The sequence below is a fragment of the Oceanirhabdus seepicola genome (assembly GCF_023684385.1).
Taxonomy (GTDB): Bacteria; Bacillota; Clostridia; order Clostridiales; family Clostridiaceae; genus Oceanirhabdus; species Oceanirhabdus seepicola.
In genome coordinates this window covers 208,277-227,317 of record NZ_JAGSOJ010000007.1, presented here as the reverse complement: position 1 = coordinate 227,317, position 19,041 = coordinate 208,277, and the positions used below count along the sequence as shown (strand labels likewise).

Genomic DNA, 19,041 nt, shown 5'->3' with positions numbered 1-19,041 from the left:
ACAAGTTCCCCCTAATTTTTATTATCATTCATGTTCAACTTTACCTTAAGTAATTCTAAAATTTTATCAGGAGGTGTGCCTACTTTTTCTAAAAGCTCAATAATGTCTTTAATATACTCTACTGTTATTTTCCCAATCTCCTCATTTTCATCCATTGTTCTATAATTATTTTTCAATTGTTTTCCTTTTTCTTCAATGTACTTATCAACCTCTTCTTCTTTAAGCCACCATGCTCTACCGTGTTTTTTATATTCAATTTTATTTTCTGCTGCCATGTTTATAAACTTTCTATAAATTCGTCCTCTAAGTTTACTATTATCTTTTCCTATTACTTGAATCATTCTATCAACTGCTTGATTTACTGTTAAATATCCTGGATCTGCATCGTAGCTTCTTTTCATTCTTTCACCTTCTAAATCAATTACATTACATAACATCATATGATGAATTTTAGAAAATCATTACACTTTTTAAAAATTCATTAGTAAGTTTTTATGTTTTTTTGATTAATCAAATTAATACGAGAGACCACAACACTGATTTATAGGTAGTTTAAAGGTTACTATCATTCTTTTAGTTTGTTGTTGTTTGTAATTGCTTGAACTTCAATGATATTTATTTTAATATTTATTTTATTCTTAAGAAATTACACCTGATAAAGTTTTACTCAAACTTTAACATATTGATATAAGCACGATTACACGTGATAATTAATTAAAAAAATTTTTCATTTTCCTTAATAATAAAAAATCAGATATCCTATTCCAAGATATCTGATTGAATTTCCTTATTTGCAAAAGCAAATTTCAATATGTTTTTAATTATTTTTTTCTTCTTTCATCAAATTAGTATCTCACTTTATTATGTAGTTAGTAACTAACTCATAAAAATTATACTTATTCTACCATTGCATAACTTCTGCATTCCCTTGCGCAATCCAAACACATTTTAGCGCAATTCTGTGATTCTAAATCCTTAAATTTCATACATTCTTTTCCGCAGGAATCACAAATAAATGAACATAAGTTAGCCAAATGTTTTGCAAAGATGCTGTGACGCGAAATAAATTTTGCAGTTAATGTGCAAATATCAGCACAGTCACGTAATAACCGAATTTGTTTTCTTCTTAATTCAACATCTTCCTCTTCTCCAAAGAATGTTATCATATACTCACACATCGCTTCACAATTTTGAATAACTATTAATATAGGGGTATGCATTAATTTTCTCCTTAATAAACTTATTTACATTATAAAATATTCTTTAAGTTATAATGTGTTCTTTTTCAAAATGAGCTATAGTATTAAGTTAATATAACTTGTATACAAATACTTTATTTTATTATAATATCATTGAATAATCTTTACATTCTTTAGCGCATTTCATACACATTTCAGCACAATTTTTTGATTCGATATCATTAAATTTCATACATTCTTTCGTACAGATATCGCAAATAAATGAAACAAAATCAGCAGAATATTTGGCAAACACACTATGTCTAGCAATATACTTCGCAGCTAATGTACATGCATCTGCACAGTCATGCAATAACCGAATCTGTCTTTTCCTTAATTCAACTTCTTTATCTTCACCGAAAAAAGTAACCATATACTCGCACATTGATTCACAATTTTGAATAACTATCAATAAAGGGGCGTGCATTATATTTCTCCTTTCAAAAATAACTTACATTATAAGATATTCATAAAATTTAAAATGGTTCTTTAAATGAATATAATTTCATCATTTCTATCAAAACTATTTTTTATCATGTCTATTAGTTGTTAAATCTAGAACCACCCATCATGTTTGAATCACCATGACAACTAGCTGCACCACTCATTGAATTATGCATTTCAAGCATTTCATCTAAATCCATAGATTCCATCATATTAGCCATACTTGCGTAACCACTTTCTCTCATAATTTCAATCATATTTTCATAATCTTCTTCAGTCATATTGTTCATAAATTCATCTATAGCTTCATAGTCATTATTTTTCATAAATTTAGCCATATCTTTGTAATCATACTTTTTCATGATCTTTATCACTTCATCATAACTATTATCTTTTTTATTCTTTTTATACTCTAGATATTCTTTGTATTCTTTATCATCAATCTCTATTTTTTCTTCATTGTCTTCTTTTGGGGCAACAAGTAATTCAGCCTTAGGTTTAGAATACTCTGCATTCTTTTCATTATTTGTTGTCCCATAGGCTAATTTTGCTGTGAATCCTCCTGCTACTAACATACCTGACATCATTATTACCGCTAATCTTTTTTTCATAATAACTTACCTCCTGAGTTTTAATTAATATTTAATTTATATATCTTAAAAATTTTATTCTTAATATTCGATTCTTTTCTGCCATTCTTGATTGTTATTCTCTACTTCCATATCATTTGAATAATTATGATTTTCTTGATTCCAATCATTTTGTCTTTCACCATGATAACTATGTCCACCGCAACATCCACCTCTTGAACTTCTAGGTCTATGACTCTGATGTTGACTTCCACAGCATCCTCCTCTTTTTATCATGTTGTAAGCAACAAATCCAATTAAAAGAATATATAATATTTGTGAAATTCTCATGATCTTAATCACTCCTTTATATTGTTTTCCTTCTTCTGTACAAGTTCATTATATTGAAATATTATGGAGCAATTATGTGGATTTTATTTAAATTTAATTTTTTTTATAATAGAGAAAGCAGAAGCTAAACATTCATTTAACTTCTGATTTTTATCATTTATCTATATTTACTTTAATACTTCAAAACTTATTTAGGAATCTTTACAGTAAAAATACTTCCTTGCCCACGTTTGCTTGTAACCTCTATTGACCCTTTGTGTGCATCAATTAGTGCTTTTGTAATAGTTAATCCTATTCCAGTTCCTCCAGTTTTCTTACTTCTTGATGTATCACTTCTATAGAACCTTTCAAATATATATGGTATTTCATGCTCTGATATTCCTATTCCATCATCTTTTACTTCAATTACAATATTCTCTTTCTCTTCTTTAAGAGATACCTCCACTTTCCCCTTTTTTTCAATGAACTTATATGCATTTGAAATTAAATTATACATAATCTGTTTTAATTTATCTCTATCCAAAATTACATATACTTCTTGATCAATAAGAGAAATAATCTGTGCATCCTTCTTTTTAAACATTGGTTTAAATGAGTCTATCACTTTTTCAATGTCTTTAGAAAGGTTGTATTCTGTTTTACTTAAATGCAAATTAGCTTCTTCTAACTTTGCAATATCTCGTAATTTTTCAACAAGTTTGATTAACCTTTCTATTTCCTCATAAAAGCTTTCAAACCTCTCTTTAGTTGGCTCAAAAATTCCATCAATAAGAGCTTCAATATGAGTTTTCACATTAGTAAGTGGTGTCCTAATTTCATGTGCCATATCTGCTGTTAATCGCTTTCTTAGTTTATCCTCTTTTTGAAGAGTCTCTGCCAGATAATTAATAGAATTAGACAACTCTCCTATTTCTTTAGTATTGCTCTTAATATTTACTCTTGCTTCCAAATTTCCTTTTCTCATTTCATTGGAAATCTTGATTATTTTCATTAAAGGAGTTGCTATTTTTTTCGCTATGATAATACTAATACATAACCCAATAATCAAAGCAATAAAAACTGAAATAAAGAAGGATCTGTTTAATGTTGTTTTAAATTCTACTCCTCCAGGGGTTAAATTAGCAGTTCCATAATATCCAATTATAATCTTCCCTATACTTTCCCCATTACTAATTAGTTCATAGCTTTCTTCAATATATTCTCCTAATTTCATTTTCCCACTATCTGGCATCATAAACTCCATCATTTTTTTGTGATGGATATTCATAATATCAGTTTCTATAATCTTTTCTCCATTGTTATTCAATACTTGTATATAAAAGTCCTCTAACATAGCAAATCTATGTATTTCAGAAAAATCCGATTCTGAAAACCCCTCTTCTTCATTATATAATTCTGTAACTAAGGACTTAAACTTCAATGCTTTTGTTTTATGCTCATCCATCAAATATTGATCAAATTTCTTATCAATCATATGATTTGAAATAAAACCTGTTATGGAAATTGAAATAAGAATAGTAAGTAAAAATCCTAAAGACAAGTTTTTAACTAGGTTCATCTATTCTCCTCCAAATTTATATCCTACTCCGTAAACAGTAGAAATATATTTATTCACTTTTGGATTATCCTCGATTTTACGTCTAATATTTTTTATATATGTGTCAATATTTCTGTCAAAACCTTCATATTGCATACCAAAAGCTTTCATTACTAATTGTTCTCTTGTAAATACTTGCCCTGGGCTTGTTAATAGTGCAACAAGAACTTTAAACTCTTTTGATGTTAAAGAAACATTCTCACCCTTCTTCATAACTATCATTCTTTTTATATCTACTTCTAAGTCTCCTCCATTAAAAGTCAAATACTCAGCCATAGGACTATCATCTCGATATGTTCTCCTTAGTAAAGCATTAACTCTTCCAACTAATTCTCTAACACTAAAAGGTTTGGTTACATAATCATCAGCACCTAAAGCTAATCCTTCAATTTTATCATCTTCTTCAATTTTAGCTGTAAGCATTATTATCGGTATATCCGAAATTGCTCTTATTTTACTGCATACCTCTTCACCTGAAAGAATAGGCATCATTAAATCTAAAATAATCAAATGGAATTTTTTGTTCTTAAATAAATTAAAAGCTGTTTCACCATCTTTAGCAGTAGTAACCATAAACCCCTTTTTTTTTAAATAGGCTTCAACAACTTCTAAGATTTTATCTTCATCATCTACAACTAATATTCTTTTTTTTTCTTTCATCTTTTCACCTCGTATATACTTCTCTTTAGTTTTATTATTATCAACTTATTTAGACTTATTAGAAAAGCTAGAGAAATAAATCCCTAGCTAATATTCTTTCTAATTTTCTGATATTCTTCTTCTGAAATTTCACCTGAAGCATATCTTTCATTTAAGACTCTAAGAGCGGAGTCATCATAAATATTTCTTCTTTCAACATATGTCCTATTTCTATGGGCAAATACAGAGTACACTATTACAGCAATTAAAATCCATCCTAAAAACATCATACTTCCCATGCCTCTCATTCCATAATCAAAATCACAGAATCCTATTTTTTTACACTCCTTTCATTCATAGATATTCGTAAATTTATTTAATAAAACCATATCAAAAATATTTGTGATTTTTATGAATTTGTTAAGAGTAATTACACTATTATTTAATTACTCTAACTCCAGTCAAAAAATTCATCACATTCAATTTTGATATCTTAATAACATCACCTGTTTTTGGAGAATGAATAAACTTGCCATCTCCAATATAAATCCCATTATGATATGGATTACTCCAACTTCCGAAAAACACTAAATCACCAGGTTTCAGATTTTCTTTTTTTATACGAGTTCCACCCTTTATCTGATTAAAGGTTGACCTTCCTAGTTTTATGCCAAAATGTTTATAAACATATTGTATAAATCCTGAACAATCAAATCCTGTTTCAGGTCTTGTTCCACCCCATAAATATGGTGTACCTAAAAAGCTATTTGCATATGTTATAAGCTCTTCTACTTTAATATTTGATTCATTTTTTATTTTCCGCATAATATCATTAATAGCTTGTTCATTTTTTTTTATATCTATGACAATGATCTCTTTTTTAATCTGAATATCTTTAAGTTGAATCTCATTGTCATTTCTATCTTCTTCAAATCTTGATACTAAGTTTTTACTCTGGTTAATGTTTTTTTCTTTCTCTAAATATTCTTTTTCTAATCCATCTTTTATTACTATTTTCTTTCTTATTGATTGTTGAGTTTTGAATTGTATTAGTGTATATTCTTTATTTAACTTATCTAAAAGGGATTTTTCTGAACCTTCAGATAATCCGTATCTATTAATATTCTTTTTAATTTTTTCATATAACTCTTTATTATTTTCTCTTTCATTCAATAAATCTAAAATTTCATTTTCTAAATCTTTTAAATTTTTTTTCAATACTTTATTTTTATTATTAATATTATTTATTTCAAGTTGTTCTTCCACAATGCTTGAATCCAAATCTCTAATTACTTTACTTAGCACATCAATTTTATCTAGTACTTCTTCTAAATTGCTTTTCTGATTATTTAAATATTGTGATTTTTCATTAATTTGTTGTGAACTAGAGTGTGCTAATACAGAGAAATTAGAACTTAATACTGTTGATAATATTAGTGCTGGTAAAAAACTCTTCAATTTCTTATTCACATTTATCCCCTTCCTAGAATATAAACAATATTCTTTTGATAATTTCATTTGTTTCTTTGAGTTTATCATCAAATTATGGAGCAATTATGTGGATAATAAAAAAGTGTATACAAATTTGTATACACCCTCCATATCTTAATTTTTGATTTTTGCTTTTTCAAGAGCATTATCTATAGCCTTCAATAATCTCTCACTTGTATTTGTAGCACCAGATACTACGTCCACTTCTGTTGTTTGTTTTTCAATAATATCCTTTGGAATTTTTTCAAAAGGTTTTTCGAAGTAATCAATGTCTTCTCCATGAGATTTTATTTCAATGCTAACTATCTTATCGCTATATAGAGTAACTTCTACGCTTAGATCTAGTTCTTTTCCTTTAAATGTACCATTATTATAAATTATATTTTCTTTTTTCTCTTGTACTTTTTTATCTATATTCTCGTCAAATTTGTTGCTATAATTAGATTCTTCCATGGATTCTTCATCATTACTATTTTCATTACTTTTATTGTTTGTATTTATTTTATTCATTTCTTCTAATATTGAATAATCATCAAGAAAATTATTATATACTTTATTTCCATGATTAAAGTTGTATATATTCTTATGTGTTAATATTTTCTCTTCACTAACATCCTGTGACTTTTCTTCACTAACTACCTTCTTATTTTCAGTTAAACTTTGAATAATTGATGCTTTAGAGAAATAGGACATAAAGAAAAGTATTAATCCCAGCACTATAAAAATTATAGGTGGTGTTTTCAATCCAATAATTTTCTGCTTTGCATTTTTCTTAGGACAATTAGACACACAATTTAAACAACTAATACATTCACTGCTCATTATACTTTCTTTTCCATTAAGATTTATCCCCATAGGACATTTTTTAGTACAAAGAGTACATTTACCGCAAAGACTTGTATCCTTACTAATATTTGAGATCTTCAATTTAGATATCATACCTTGAATAGCTCCTAATGGACATAAATATTTGCAGAAAAACCTTTCAACAAAGGCAGCTCCAATTAACGTAGAAAGTAAAATTAAAAATGCGCTAGGTTTATTTATAAAACTTGAGGGTAAATACTTTATCTTAGCATATGCATTCCATGGATCATAAGTACTTAGAAAATTATTTCCTAATGTCCACGTTAAAACTACAATTCCTAATAAGTATATATATTTAATAGCTTTTAAAGTGGAATCTACTTTTTTATTTACTTTAAATTTTATTTTAAATGCTTTCTTAGATATCTTATAAATAAAATCATTTATTGCTCCAAAAGCACATAACCAACCACAAAAGAATCTTCCAAATATTAAAGTAATCCCTATCAAAGGTAATATGATATATAGAGCCTGTACATTAAATTTACTTACTCCATCTAAAATACTCTCATACACTTTACGAAAATTATATAGTATGAGACCAAATAATCCGGTAAAAATAATTATCGAAAATAACTGAACAACATTTCTAATTCTTTCGATTTTCTTTCTCATAGTTTCCCCCTAAACTTCCTTAAGCAACTCTTTATTTATTCAAAACTCATTATTTCAAATGAATTTAGTTAAATATCAATTATTATATCATTAGATTGAGTGATAATTATGAGGTTTTAATATTTTTTAATATTTTTTTAATATTATTAAATTTCATGGTATTACTTTCCGTTCTTTCTGTCTACTCCTGAGGTCTTTACATATATTTATTGACATACAGATTTATCCATGCTAACCTTCCCCCCTTTTTATGAAAAAATATCTAAAAAATTATAAGTGTACACAAAAAAACTCCTAATGATTTAGGAGTTTTTAATATAATATTAACTTTTACTTCAATTATAAAATTATCTTGCCATTTCATTACATTCATCAGCACAACAATTACAAACATCTTCACATCTTTTACAATGATCTACAGGATGTTTTGCACATTCATCTGCGCATGATTTACATATTTTAGCACATAATTCGCATACTTCTATTGCATACTCACTCTCTCTAATCATAAATTGAGCTGCAAGACGACATATTTCTGCACAATCTCTATCTAATCTGATGCATCTAGCCATTGCCTTAGGATCTGGTTCGTTTAAACATGCGTGAGCACAATATTCGCAAACTTGAGCACACTCTATGCATTTATCAATGCATTTTTGATAAGTCGCATTTAATGTTTCTGTTTTCATCATAGGTTTCTTTCTCCTTTTAAATAACTGATTTTAAGACATTAATAGTATTCTTCATAGGATTAATCTTATACGTCACTAAAGTATAAAAAATATCACTCAATTAAATATAGTTAATATAATAATTATGAAAAGAATGATTATATATCTAGAATTTTTTATAATAAGGTTACACTTGCAAGTGAGTCATCTTTTAAATTTAGTAGTGCAATCATATAGAAGTTAATACGTACACATTAATAAATTATAATCAATTTTTAGGAGTTAAAAATGAGAGAAAAGATTTTTATTATCAATTTCTTCGACAAAAATGAAATGAAGTGGTACGAAAATGAGGAAAGTAATCAAACTCAAGTTGTAGTACCCTTTCAATCTAGTGAAGAACACAGATACGAACATACTAAATGGTATCATGAAACCGGAAAGCCTCCTATTGAAGTCCCTATTGACGACAGTTTTACAGAAGAGTTTGTACAACTCCCACCCTTATTAGAGTTTCAAGAATTTGAAGAATATATGCCTCTTAAAGAAAATAAAGAATAGTAGACTCCATAATCCATGTAAACTATTAGGAATCTTGATATGTAAACACCTTACTTAATAAGTTACAATAATATATTATAATAATTATGAATATAAATAATATACGGATTAATAGTTCTAGACATTAAGTATATGCTTCAAAATGCATCAATAGTAAAAGTTGTAATGATAATATCTTATGTCATTTAATGAACATGAAAATAATTAAATTATCAATTTTAGGAGTCGAAAATGAAAGATAAAATACTTGTTATCAATTTCTTTGATGAGAATGAAATGAAGTGGTACCAAAAGGAGGATAGTGCATATAATCAGCTTAAGGAAAGGAAGGAAACTTTTCATGAACATGCAGTTAAAGGACCTTCGTGGTTTTTACACGAATTAGGAAAGCAAGTCCCTAAACCCATTTTTGGAAACGGATTAAAGTTAGAGGATTACTTTGAAGAACCGGTACAATTAGAACCACTTGTGCAGATTGAAAAATTCAAAGAATTTGAAGAATTTGAAAAATACCAAAACTCTGTTCCTTTTTTAGAAGTTAAAGAATAAATTTATAATTAAATAAAGTCTATTTCTTGATAAAAAATGCTACTAGAAATTAATTTTAGTGGTGTTTTCTATTATTCAATTATTTGGGAAATGTTTTTTGTTTGCTTTGGTTTAATTTACATAATCTTAAATATGTAAATTCATATACTCAACAAAGGTGCATCAACTTCTGTTAGAAATAAGTATAAAATCGCTCTAAAGGGAAAAGCTAATAATGCAAAAGTTATATGGTTTTTAATATTGAAAATCTTTTAAAATTTAAAGAAGGGGTGATAATTTTGCCATATAAAAAAAATACAAAGCAACCTATTAAAAGTAAGCAAGATAATCCTAAAGGTAAGCAACCAGAAATTATAAATGATAGTGAAATAGAAAAACATAAATCTAAAGGTGTAATAAGAGGTATTGAATAATATTTTCCATTAGAAATTAGAAAACTTATTGTTTAAATCAAAAAGATGACTATCTCCATATAGGTAATAGTCATCTTAATTCTTCAGGTAACTCATAAAAACACTTATTCTATATCTTATGTTTTTATTAATCTTTCCTAATCGTCTATAATTTAGTTAAATCTATTTATCATTTCTTTTAAACCAGTAGAATTATCCCCTTCACCAGTGGCAGCGAATTTCCACTCATCACCATGACGGTAAATTTCACCAACAAATAAGGCTGTTTTCCCAGAATAATTGTCAGTTAAATTGAAACGAACCATCTCTTTAGAATTAGCTGTATTCATAATACGTATATAAGCATTTTGTATCATCCCAAAGTGCTGTTTACGTTTAACACAAGCATAAATATTTACGACAAACACCAACTTATGTATCTCTCTAGGAACACGAGAAAGATCTATCATGATTTGTTCATCATCACCATCCCCATCTCCTGTAAGATTGTCTCCCATATGATTAACACTTGCACATTTACTTTTTAAATTCCCAAAATAAATTATATTCTCTTTACCTCTTATTTTGTTACTTTCATCAAGCATAATTACTGAAGCATCACAATCCACATCATTCTGTGAACCACCAAATAAGCCTCCAAATACTCCTTTGTTTCCTGCATTTTTAACTGGATCCCATCCAAGTCCTACCATAATTTTAGATAAATTTTTATCTTCTTTAGTTAAACTTATTCTCTGTCCTTTTTGAAGACTAATTGCCATTTTTATCTCCTCTAATTCTAATTTTTATTTTTTCATCAACATACTTACAATTTTATCACTAATTACTTAGATTTGTTTTTGATTATTTCTTAAGCAATATTTATACCAAAATTATTACATAACGCGCCTAATCCACCTTCAAATCCACTTCCTACAGCAGTAAATTTCCATTCGCCATTATGACGATATATCTCTGCAACAACTATTGCTGTTTCAATGCTGAAATCTTCACTTAAATCATATCTGATTAGCTCTTCATTATTTTCTTCATTAAATATTCTTATAAAAGCATTTGAAATTTGTCCAAAATTTTGACCTCTTTCTTCTGCTTCGTGAATTGTTACAGTAAAAGCGATTTTTTGTACATCTGCTGGAACCTTGTTAAGTTCTATCTTAATTTGTTCATCATCACCCTCGCCCGCACCAGTACGATTGTCTCCTAGGTGAGTAACTGAACCTGAAGCGTCTTTTGGATTATTATAAAAAAGAAAATCACTATCACTTCTTACCTTACCATTGTCTCCAAGTATAAATGCTGCTGCATCTAAATCAAAGTCAAAACCTCCATCATATCTGTTAGTATCCCATCCAAGTCCTGCTATAACCTTAGATAACCCCGGATTTGTCTTAGTTAAATCTACTTTTTGTCCTTTTTTTAAACTAACTGCCATTTTTACTTCCTCCTCTTGTAAAATATTCTTATATCTAAATTTTGTATTTTTAAGCTTTATTATAAATCCTATTATAGGATATATTATATCACATTTAAAAGTTTATGCAATGACTTTCTCACTATTTCCCATATTGATTTCCAACTTTTTTTGCCTAAAGTTTCCTTTTACCTCTTTTTCCCAAATAATCCCTTAAATAAAGAATTGATTTTGGCTTTTGAACTCTCAAGCAGTGAAATTTCAAAATCTAATTTTATTTTTTCAAGCTTATGAATATCATAGTATTTTTCAATAATTCTACGCTCGATATTATTATATCCAGTTGGTGTAAATATTAAAATGTCAAAACACATTAAATTTAGAAACGCCAATACAATAGCATCTTCTTCACTAAATACGTTTTCATCATTATCAAAAATTATTAACTTAGGTATCTTATTTGGGTAATCAAAAGTTTGAATTAATTCAAGTATTTCTTTATCAAGATTCAAGATTGTCATTACTATTTTTAATATAAATTCCTTGTTTGATGATTTTTCAAACATCTCCATTTTTAATAACCAATTAATTTTCTCAATTATTGTATCTTGTACAGAAGTTTTTAAATAAGAATGTTTATAAAATCTATTAGACAGCAATTTTTCTTTATCAATTTTTCCTTCTCTATTAAATACTGTTATTAAAGTATGCAAATCATTTTTCGAATAATTTATTTTAGTAAAAGGTATCTTAGGTATAAAAATTGTGTTTTCTGAGGATTTAAAAGTTTGAAATTCCTCGCAATATAAATTTAAATTTTCATGAACACCACTTATTTTGGCAAATAAATTTGGCACATATACAGCTCCATTTTCCACTTTGAAACCGGTTCTAACATTAGCAGATTCATTCCATAAGATCTTCAATTCATCAAAAGTTGTTTTTAAGGTTACAGGCTTAATATTATAATTTTCAAACTGCCAAGGCTTATACATCCCTACTTCATCACTATAAAGCACTTTAGAAATTTCTTCTGAAGCTTGATAAGCTGTAGTTTCTTGTCTTATATATATTTCTTCTTTAGGAAATTGCTTTAATTGTGATTTATTAGGTAATTCGAAAACCTGCGAATATTCTAAAACTTGATTGATACTTGAAAATACTGAATCTGAATTAGTATTTATATATATAACATCACAACCCAATTTAGATAATAAAAGTAGAAAATATGCTTCATGCCTTTTAATATCTCCATAATAAACAATTTTAGGATTGTATATATCACCTTCTGTATTTCTCTCATAATCAAATTTATCAAACAATTTAAATATATATTCATGAAGCCATATAAGCAATTTCAAACTAAAGTTTTTAATTTTAGCTCCGTTAACATTTGCTTCGTTAATTAAAAATAACCCTAATATTTCATTAAATGCCTTTATTACTGAAAATTCTAGTGTTTTATTATTTAACTTAGGAAAAACTTCAGCTTGTATTAAATCATTTATTAAAAGCTCCTTTTGAGAAGCTTCAAAGAAAGTCATATTACTCCAAATATGTTGACTCTTTTTACTTAAATCCGATGATGCACCCAAAGGAATTAAATTTCTAAAATTTAAATACAACTTCCCTATAGAAGATAAATATTTATCAAGTCTAAATAACTCATTATAATACAGATCTTCATTTTCTTTAATTCCTATATATCTACAAAAATAAATTGGAATTATAGGATTTGTTCCTGACTTAAATCCTATCCTGCTGTTCAAAGGGTTCTTTATATCCGCTAAAATATCTTTACTCTTTTTTAACGAAGTAATAATACCACTAGGCGAATTTAAAATTTTCTCTACTTCTCTTTTCTTTATAACTTTTACCTCTGTATCTTTTCCATTACTACCAACTAAATTTACGCCTCTATTAATTTCATTTGCCGTATTTTGATGTGTATTTAAATTTGACCTTGAATAATCTACAGTATTTTGTTGCTTACTTAAAGATGGAAGTTCCTTGATTTCTACCATCTTTGGTAATGTAAATACCTTAGAAATATTCTCATCAATTTTTATAAATCCTTCATCTGAGAAAGTATTTAAATATAAAATATCGCACCCCATCTTTGATAGAAAAATCAGAAAATAAATCTCATGCTTTTTAATATCTCCATAATACAATACTTTAGGATTGTTTATCTCATTATCTATAACATGCCTATAATCTAATCCTTTAACTAGATTAGGAAGAAATTTATTGATCCATTGCAGAAATTTACAACAAAAATTCTTTATATTGGTTTTATTAATGGTACTAGAGTTTTTTAAATATAGCTTAATTACATAAGAAAGGCTCTCTTCTAAAGATGAGTTTAACAATTCAATATTTAATTCTGGGAAAACTCCTACCTTTTTAAATGAATTAATTAAATTATGTACCTGTGAATCATCAAATGAAGATAAACTGTTCCAAATACTTTGAGTCTTATTCAAAACATCTATACTAGCATCTAAAGGTATTCTTGATATAAACTTCAAATACAAGTTTCCAAAATTAGAAAGCCTTTGATCTAATTTATATAATTCATCATAATATTCTTTTTCATCTTCCTTTACCCCGATATATCTATAAAAATAACTAGGTATTACAGGACATTTACCTCTAATAAATCCATTTCTTTTTGTTACCGGTATAAATATATCATGAAGTATATTATTTGATTCTTTCGTAGATGAATTAATAGTTTTTTTAACATTAATCAAAATAATAACCTCCCTGTTGAGTTGATTGACTATATATGTAATCAATCGAAATTAAAATTTATTATTTCTTCTTTGAGTGTGCCTAATAATAGTATACATTTAAATTAAATAAAAATAAAACAATTTATAGTAAAATAAGCAATTGTTATTAAAAAAGATACAATTCATAAAAACATGGTATACTATATTCATTACTTATGATTAAAGGAGATGATTTCATATGTTTAATTTTAATGTACATCAAGAATTATCATGTATAGCAGAAGGAGAAGGACACTTTTTCGCAAAGGCCGGTTCAATGGTTGCCTACAAAGGAAATTTTACAGCAGAGAAAGTTCTGCTTGATACAAATCAAAACCAAGGTCTTTTTAAATCAGTTATGAATCTAGCTTCTAGAAAACTTACTGGTGAAAATATTCCACTGATGAAGGTTTCCGGCAACGGAAGTTATTACATGGCAAATAGATCACAGCACGTTAGTATAATTACTCTACAACCAGGTCAAAGTATAGGTGTTGAAGGAGAAAATTTATTGGCATTTACACCTGACTGCAAATATGGAGTCAGATTTCTAGGAAGTGGTGTGATATCTCAAAAAGGACTATTTACAACTAATTTAACAGCTATAGGCCCTGATCCAAAAGTAGTTATTACAACCGATGGAAATCCAATTGTTTTAGAAACACCATGTGTTGTTGATCCTGATGCTATTATTTGTTGGACAGGACCTGACCCTAATTTTAGAGCAGATATGAACTGGAAAACATTTATTGGACAATCCTCTGGTGAATCTTATTTCTTTGAATTTAATAATCCAGGAGAAGTAGTGATAGTTCAACCTTCTGAAAGGGCTTATGGAGGAGCATCAGGCATAAATCTTGCAATTGATTAAGAGATTAATAATACATATTTGAGAGGAGTAAACTGCATGAGTTTAAAAATAAACAATGGTTATGAATGTGCTTATGTATCTCAAAAACGCAAATATAACAATTTAACTATTGAAACAAGCATAAGAACAAACTCTAATAATAGTATTATATTAGGGACTCCAGTACATACTATGCAACGTAATACAGTAAATAATAGTCATTCACAACAAAATAATATTGATACTAATTTGACTCAAAACAATAATAGCATCTTAAAACATATTGACACGAATTTAAGAAACAGTATAAATTCAACTACTTCTCTTACAATGAAAAGAGGTCAGAAAATAAGTATAACGCAAAAAACTTCAGATATTTCAAAACTTTTGATAGGTATGGAATGGGATGTAACTCCTACTACTCAAGGTATAATTGATTTAGATACTTCAATTTTTATGGTAGACATAAATAATAAAACAGAAGAAGATAATTTTATTTTTTATAATAATCCTAAAAGTAGATGTGGAGGAATTCATTTAAGTGGTGATCACAAGTCTTCTTTAAAAAATGCTTTTAATGAAACTATCCAGTTAAGTTTAAATTCAATACCAGAATATATTGAAAAACTTGCTATTACCGTCACTATAGATGATGCAGATACTAAAAATCAGAACTTTAGTCAAATTTCCAATGCACACTTTACAATTATAGATCCAATTAACAAAAATGAGATCTTACACTACAAATTCAATGATAATCTTTCAATTGAAACTGCCATTGTTATAGCAGAAATATATCGTTATAAAGGCGAGTGGAAGATAAACACTATAGGAAGCGGTTTTAGAGGCGGACTTCAAGCTCTTTGTGATAATTATGGGATAGAAACACAATAAGAAACAGACTGTGAAATAGTTACTTTCACAGTTTGTTTCTTAAAATTTGTGCTTTAACTTTAAAATCTACTTATAATTATTCATCATATCTTTTAAACCTGTAGATGTATCAGCTTCTCCAATTGCAGCAAATTTCCATTCACCATTATTTCTATATATTTCTCCTGCATATAAACCTGTTTTATTCTCATAACCTTGACTAAGATTAAATATTACAAGTTCTTTATTAGTACTAGCATCTTCTATTCTTATAAATGCATTTTCTATCATACCAAAATGTTGTCTTCTCTTTATACAATCATAAATATTAACTATAAACACCAATTTCTGTATATGTTCAGGAACTCTACTTAAATCAACTACTATCTGTTCGTCATCTCCGTCACCAGCTCCAGTTAAGTTGTCCCCATTATGATGTATACTTCCATCATCACTATCTAAGTGACCGAAATATACTACTTCCCCTACACTATTATTGCTATTTATCATTAATACAGAAGCATCACAATCAATAGCTTCTTGCTTACTACCGAATAAGCTAGAAAAAAATCCTCCACTTTGATTTTGCTTAACTTCATCCCAACCTAAACCTACTAATATTTTAGATAATCCCTTGTTATCTTTCGTAAGACTAATTTTTTGTCCCTTTTTTAAACTAATACCCATTATAACCCCTCCTATAGCTTTACTATTCTGCTTCTACATCTAATCCATAATTTTGACAAAGAGCTGCTAAGCCGCCACTAAATCCTGCTCCTACAGCGCTAAATCTCCATTCTCCATTCTTTATATAAATTTCACAGAATACTAAAGCAGTTTCAATACTGTATTCTTCACTTAGATCAAATCTTAATATTTCATTATTAGTTTCAGCATCCACAAGTCTGATATATGCATTTGAAACTTGTCCAAAACTTTGTTGTCTTTTCATTGCTTCATATATTGTAGCTGTAATTGCAACTTTTGAAATATGAGAAGGAATTTTTTGAAAATCAACTATTATCTGTTCATCATCACCGTCACCATCTCCTGTTCTATTATCACCTGTGTGAATAACAGCTTCACTTTTATGTTTCAAATTTCCATAAAACACAAAATCCTCTTCAGCTGATTTACCACTTTCATTTGCTAAGAATGCTGAAGCATCTAAGTCGAAGTCATGTCCACCAGAATATTTATTTGTATCCCATCCTAAACCAATAATTGCTTTTTTAAGACCAGGTGCCTCTTTTGATAAATTAATTTTTTGACCTTTTGATAATGAAATAGTCATTATACCACTCTCCTTTTATATTTAATACATTTTTATTAAAATAAATTAGTAGCAACTCCAATAATATAAACTAGAAATGCTAAATACACTACTGTCATTAGAAGTGCATCTTTTTTAGTAGCACCTTTTTTCTTAAGCAATACCATTGCTGTAGTAAGCATTGAAATTATTAAGAAAGCTAAAACTCCAACATTTTGCTGGAAGTTTGCAGGTAATACTTGTCCAGAAATAATCATTGGAAGACCTAAACATAAACATATATCAAATATATTAGATCCTACTGCATTAGCTACTGCTCCTTCAATATCGCCTTCTTTAGCACTTTTAACTGAAAGAATCGTATCAGGGATAGAAGTACATGCTGCCAAAATAATAACTGATACTATATATTTAGGAATATTTAACCCATCTGATATTACTGTAGCGGACTGTACGATTCCTTCTATTGTAATCCAAATCACTGCTATTGCAATTACAATCCATATTATCATTTTACCATATGACATATCATCTTCATTTTCTATTTCTAATGTTACCGCTGCCTCACCTTTTACATCTTCAATATCTGTAACACTTCTATGTTTTTTAGTTTGCATGTAAAGTACACCTACATATGCACAATAAATCGCAATTAAAACTAATCCAGATACAGCATTATAACTTCCTGTGTACGTAAAGAAAATTAATGCACCTACTGATAAAGAATAAAAGGCCATATCTCTTAAAATATTATTTTTATCAGCTTTAATTATTTTATTACCCCTATAAGCAAGTATAGATAACATTGGTATTATAAGAATGTTAAAAATACCTGAACCTGCTATTGTTGGTACACCTACATTTGAAAAATCATTAAATACAAGTACTGCTATCATAGCAGTTGAAAATTCTGGGAATGATGAACTAATTGCATCAAATGTAGCACCTCTAACACTAGTAGGAATATTTAGCTTCACACCTAATATGTGAAGTACATCCCCAAGCTTGTCCGAGGCTTTACTCATAAAAAATGACATAACAAGCAACATAATAATTGCTATTGGTAAATTACTTATCCAATCAAACATAATAATTCTCCTTAATATTTATATTTTAAAATCATATAATTGATTTTAACATACATTTAGACAACTAATCCAAATTTTTTACAAAAAAATAGTTAAATTATTTAAAATTAATTGTCCATAATGTTACATTTTAATCTAACGTATTCCTTAAACAGAATAATAAACTATTAATATATTTTTGTATACACATTTATTAATATAATATTTTTAAATATTATTAACCATTCTCTCTAAATAGCTATTAAGAACCTCCTGCTCTTCTTCTAAAAAAGACTTGAGTAATCTATTTTTTATACCTTTAATAATATCCAAAATCAGTGGCTTCATTTCATTGGCTTTAGCTGTAGTTTCAACAAAATAAACTCTCTTATCTTCTGTAGATTGATATTTCACTAAAAACCCATTTTTTTCTAGTGTATTAATCATTTCTGTGACTGTAGATTTTTTCTTTTCCAACTGTCTGACTAGTTCTTTGATTTCAATTTTCCCATCATTTAAGTACACTAATGATATTATCCATATATGACCACAGTTTATACCAATACCATTCTCTTTCAATTTATTTTGTAACTCCTTATTAATTCTTTCACGTATGATTCCTAATGCAACTAAAAAATCCATCTTTTCACCTCGACAATTATTTTTAATACCAATTAAATAGCACATGTAGTCTTTTATTATTTCAAAGAAATAGAGCTATACATGAAAGTTCACATTTGAACTTTCATGTATAGTTTAGACAATTTTAAAACTATTATCAAGTG

At 27.8% G+C, this 19,041-nt stretch carries 23 protein-coding genes; 5 read left to right on the top strand and 18 right to left on the bottom strand.

The genetic code is table 11. The features are described from left to right. Positions 1–11 precede the first annotated feature (11 nt). The 11 genes from KDK92_RS24225 to KDK92_RS24175 all read right to left on the bottom strand — a co-directional run bounded on the left by KDK92_RS24225 (position 12) and on the right by KDK92_RS24175 (position 8,503). On the bottom strand, positions 12–401 hold the full coding sequence (locus KDK92_RS24225) for a hypothetical protein (protein WP_250862007.1): 390 nt from the start codon (positions 399–401) through the stop codon (positions 12–14). A gap of 495 nt (positions 402–896) precedes the next feature. Beyond that, positions 897–1,220, bottom strand: coding sequence for a four-helix bundle copper-binding protein (locus KDK92_RS24220; protein WP_250862006.1), 324 nt, complete (start codon positions 1,218–1,220; stop codon positions 897–899). A gap of 121 nt (positions 1,221–1,341) precedes the next feature. After that, complete coding sequence (locus tag KDK92_RS24215) at positions 1,342–1,665, bottom strand: four-helix bundle copper-binding protein (RefSeq protein ID WP_250862005.1); 324 nt, start codon at positions 1,663–1,665, stop codon at positions 1,342–1,344. A gap of 115 nt (positions 1,666–1,780) precedes the next feature. Then, positions 1,781–2,293 (bottom strand): hypothetical protein, encoded by a 513-nt coding sequence (locus KDK92_RS24210; protein WP_250862004.1) that lies wholly within the window; start codon positions 2,291–2,293, stop codon positions 1,781–1,783. Positions 2,294–2,353: 60 nt separating this feature from the next. Continuing rightward, positions 2,354–2,602, bottom strand: a complete 249-nt coding sequence (locus KDK92_RS24205) for a hypothetical protein (RefSeq protein ID WP_250862003.1) — start codon at positions 2,600–2,602, stop codon at positions 2,354–2,356. A gap of 187 nt (positions 2,603–2,789) precedes the next feature. Then, a complete protein-coding gene (locus KDK92_RS24200; RefSeq protein ID WP_250862002.1) occupies positions 2,790–4,160 on the bottom strand; it encodes a HAMP domain-containing sensor histidine kinase in 1,371 nt (456 codons plus the stop codon). Then, positions 4,161–4,859, bottom strand: coding sequence for a response regulator transcription factor (locus KDK92_RS24195; RefSeq protein ID WP_250862001.1), 699 nt, complete (start codon positions 4,857–4,859; stop codon positions 4,161–4,163). An 83-nt stretch (positions 4,860–4,942) separates the two neighbouring features. Beyond that, complete coding sequence (locus KDK92_RS24190; RefSeq protein WP_250862000.1) at positions 4,943–5,137, bottom strand: SHOCT domain-containing protein; 195 nt, start codon at positions 5,135–5,137, stop codon at positions 4,943–4,945. Positions 5,138–5,276: 139 nt separating this feature from the next. Continuing rightward, positions 5,277–6,308: a C40 family peptidase gene (locus KDK92_RS24875; protein ID WP_250861999.1), complete on the bottom strand. Its 1,032-nt coding sequence runs from the start codon at positions 6,306–6,308 to the stop codon at positions 5,277–5,279. Positions 6,309–6,443: 135 nt separating this feature from the next. After that, positions 6,444–7,811: a 4Fe-4S binding protein gene (locus tag KDK92_RS24180; protein WP_250861998.1), complete on the bottom strand. Its 1,368-nt coding sequence runs from the start codon at positions 7,809–7,811 to the stop codon at positions 6,444–6,446. A 347-nt stretch (positions 7,812–8,158) separates the two neighbouring features. Next, positions 8,159–8,503 (bottom strand): four-helix bundle copper-binding protein, encoded by a 345-nt coding sequence (locus KDK92_RS24175; RefSeq protein WP_250861997.1) that lies wholly within the window; start codon positions 8,501–8,503, stop codon positions 8,159–8,161. Between the two features lie 267 nt (positions 8,504–8,770). Between KDK92_RS24175 and KDK92_RS24170 the strand changes: the two genes are divergently transcribed. The 3 genes from KDK92_RS24170 to KDK92_RS24730 all read left to right on the top strand — a co-directional run bounded on the left by KDK92_RS24170 (position 8,771) and on the right by KDK92_RS24730 (position 10,005). Beyond that, positions 8,771–9,043, top strand: a complete 273-nt coding sequence (locus KDK92_RS24170; RefSeq protein WP_250861996.1) for a hypothetical protein — start codon at positions 8,771–8,773, stop codon at positions 9,041–9,043. 231 nt (positions 9,044–9,274) lie between these two features. Beyond that, positions 9,275–9,592, top strand: a complete 318-nt coding sequence (locus KDK92_RS24165; RefSeq protein ID WP_250861995.1) for a hypothetical protein — start codon at positions 9,275–9,277, stop codon at positions 9,590–9,592. Positions 9,593–9,870: 278 nt separating this feature from the next. After that, positions 9,871–10,005, top strand: a complete 135-nt coding sequence (locus tag KDK92_RS24730) for a hypothetical protein (RefSeq protein ID WP_276576117.1) — start codon at positions 9,871–9,873, stop codon at positions 10,003–10,005. Between the two features lie 152 nt (positions 10,006–10,157). Here KDK92_RS24730 and KDK92_RS24160 read toward each other — a convergent pair whose 3' ends face one another. The 3 genes from KDK92_RS24160 to KDK92_RS24150 all read right to left on the bottom strand — a co-directional run bounded on the left by KDK92_RS24160 (position 10,158) and on the right by KDK92_RS24150 (position 14,172). Next, the gene (locus KDK92_RS24160; RefSeq protein WP_250861994.1) at positions 10,158–10,766 is read right to left on the bottom strand and encodes a TerD family protein; all 609 of its coding nucleotides are present in this window, start codon (positions 10,764–10,766) and stop codon (positions 10,158–10,160) included. Between the two features lie 89 nt (positions 10,767–10,855). Then, a complete protein-coding gene (locus KDK92_RS24155) occupies positions 10,856–11,437 on the bottom strand; it encodes a TerD family protein (protein ID WP_250861993.1) in 582 nt (193 codons plus the stop codon). Positions 11,438–11,604: 167 nt separating this feature from the next. Beyond that, positions 11,605–14,172 (bottom strand): YceG family protein, encoded by a 2,568-nt coding sequence (locus KDK92_RS24150; protein WP_250861992.1) that lies wholly within the window; start codon positions 14,170–14,172, stop codon positions 11,605–11,607. 220 nt (positions 14,173–14,392) lie between these two features. On the opposite strand from KDK92_RS24150, the gene KDK92_RS24145 reads away from it, so the two are divergent. Continuing rightward, positions 14,393–15,064, top strand: coding sequence for an AIM24 family protein (locus tag KDK92_RS24145; protein WP_250861991.1), 672 nt, complete (start codon positions 14,393–14,395; stop codon positions 15,062–15,064). Between the two features lie 36 nt (positions 15,065–15,100). Continuing rightward, complete coding sequence (locus KDK92_RS24140; protein WP_250861990.1) at positions 15,101–15,937, top strand: TerD family protein; 837 nt, start codon at positions 15,101–15,103, stop codon at positions 15,935–15,937. Positions 15,938–16,003: 66 nt separating this feature from the next. Here the strand turns inward: KDK92_RS24140 and KDK92_RS24135 are convergent, their stop codons facing one another. The 4 genes from KDK92_RS24135 to KDK92_RS24120 all read right to left on the bottom strand — a co-directional run bounded on the left by KDK92_RS24135 (position 16,004) and on the right by KDK92_RS24120 (position 18,898). After that, complete coding sequence (locus KDK92_RS24135) at positions 16,004–16,603, bottom strand: TerD family protein (RefSeq protein WP_250861989.1); 600 nt, start codon at positions 16,601–16,603, stop codon at positions 16,004–16,006. Positions 16,604–16,625: 22 nt separating this feature from the next. Beyond that, the gene (locus tag KDK92_RS24130; RefSeq protein WP_250861988.1) at positions 16,626–17,210 is read right to left on the bottom strand and encodes a TerD family protein; all 585 of its coding nucleotides are present in this window, start codon (positions 17,208–17,210) and stop codon (positions 16,626–16,628) included. A 35-nt stretch (positions 17,211–17,245) separates the two neighbouring features. Further along, positions 17,246–18,277, bottom strand: coding sequence for a sodium:calcium antiporter (locus KDK92_RS24125; RefSeq protein WP_250861987.1), 1,032 nt, complete (start codon positions 18,275–18,277; stop codon positions 17,246–17,248). Between the two features lie 207 nt (positions 18,278–18,484). Then, the gene (locus KDK92_RS24120; RefSeq protein ID WP_250861986.1) at positions 18,485–18,898 is read right to left on the bottom strand and encodes a MarR family winged helix-turn-helix transcriptional regulator; all 414 of its coding nucleotides are present in this window, start codon (positions 18,896–18,898) and stop codon (positions 18,485–18,487) included. Between the last annotated feature and the right edge of the window lie 143 nt (positions 18,899–19,041).

Excerpts from the sequence above, each read along its gene's own strand:
- KDK92_RS24195 (WP_250862001.1), bottom strand. The coding sequence starts at position 4,859 with ATGAAAGAAAAAAAAAGAATATTAGTTGTAGATGATGAAGATAAAATC.
- KDK92_RS24160 (WP_250861994.1), bottom strand. The coding sequence starts at position 10,766 with ATGGCAATTAGTCTTCAAAAAGGACAGAGAATAAGTTTAACTAAAGAA.
- KDK92_RS24155 (WP_250861993.1), bottom strand. The coding sequence starts at position 11,437 with ATGGCAGTTAGTTTAAAAAAAGGACAAAAAGTAGATTTAACTAAGACA.
- KDK92_RS24135 (WP_250861989.1), bottom strand. The coding sequence starts at position 16,603 with ATGGGTATTAGTTTAAAAAAGGGACAAAAAATTAGTCTTACGAAAGAT.
- KDK92_RS24140 (WP_250861990.1), top strand. The coding sequence starts at position 15,101 with ATGAGTTTAAAAATAAACAATGGTTATGAATGTGCTTATGTATCTCAA.
- KDK92_RS24210 (WP_250862004.1), bottom strand. The coding sequence starts at position 2,293 with ATGAAAAAAAGATTAGCGGTAATAATGATGTCAGGTATGTTAGTAGCA.
- KDK92_RS24220 (WP_250862006.1), bottom strand. The coding sequence starts at position 1,220 with ATGCATACCCCTATATTAATAGTTATTCAAAATTGTGAAGCGATGTGT.
- KDK92_RS24225 (WP_250862007.1), bottom strand. The coding sequence starts at position 401 with ATGAAAAGAAGCTACGATGCAGATCCAGGATATTTAACAGTAAATCAA.
- KDK92_RS24190 (WP_250862000.1), bottom strand. The coding sequence starts at position 5,137 with ATGGGAAGTATGATGTTTTTAGGATGGATTTTAATTGCTGTAATAGTG.
- KDK92_RS24180 (WP_250861998.1), bottom strand. The coding sequence starts at position 7,811 with ATGAGAAAGAAAATCGAAAGAATTAGAAATGTTGTTCAGTTATTTTCG.
- KDK92_RS24215 (WP_250862005.1), bottom strand. The coding sequence starts at position 1,665 with ATGCACGCCCCTTTATTGATAGTTATTCAAAATTGTGAATCAATGTGC.
- KDK92_RS24145 (WP_250861991.1), top strand. The coding sequence starts at position 14,393 with ATGTTTAATTTTAATGTACATCAAGAATTATCATGTATAGCAGAAGGA.
- KDK92_RS24125 (WP_250861987.1), bottom strand. The coding sequence starts at position 18,277 with ATGTTTGATTGGATAAGTAATTTACCAATAGCAATTATTATGTTGCTT.
- KDK92_RS24205 (WP_250862003.1), bottom strand. The coding sequence starts at position 2,602 with ATGAGAATTTCACAAATATTATATATTCTTTTAATTGGATTTGTTGCT.
- KDK92_RS24175 (WP_250861997.1), bottom strand. The coding sequence starts at position 8,503 with ATGATGAAAACAGAAACATTAAATGCGACTTATCAAAAATGCATTGAT.
- KDK92_RS24120 (WP_250861986.1), bottom strand. The coding sequence starts at position 18,898 with ATGGATTTTTTAGTTGCATTAGGAATCATACGTGAAAGAATTAATAAG.
- KDK92_RS24200 (WP_250862002.1), bottom strand. The coding sequence starts at position 4,160 with ATGAACCTAGTTAAAAACTTGTCTTTAGGATTTTTACTTACTATTCTT.
- KDK92_RS24165 (WP_250861995.1), top strand. The coding sequence starts at position 9,275 with ATGAAAGATAAAATACTTGTTATCAATTTCTTTGATGAGAATGAAATG.
- KDK92_RS24170 (WP_250861996.1), top strand. The coding sequence starts at position 8,771 with ATGAGAGAAAAGATTTTTATTATCAATTTCTTCGACAAAAATGAAATG.
- KDK92_RS24130 (WP_250861988.1), bottom strand. The coding sequence starts at position 17,210 with ATGACTATTTCATTATCAAAAGGTCAAAAAATTAATTTATCAAAAGAG.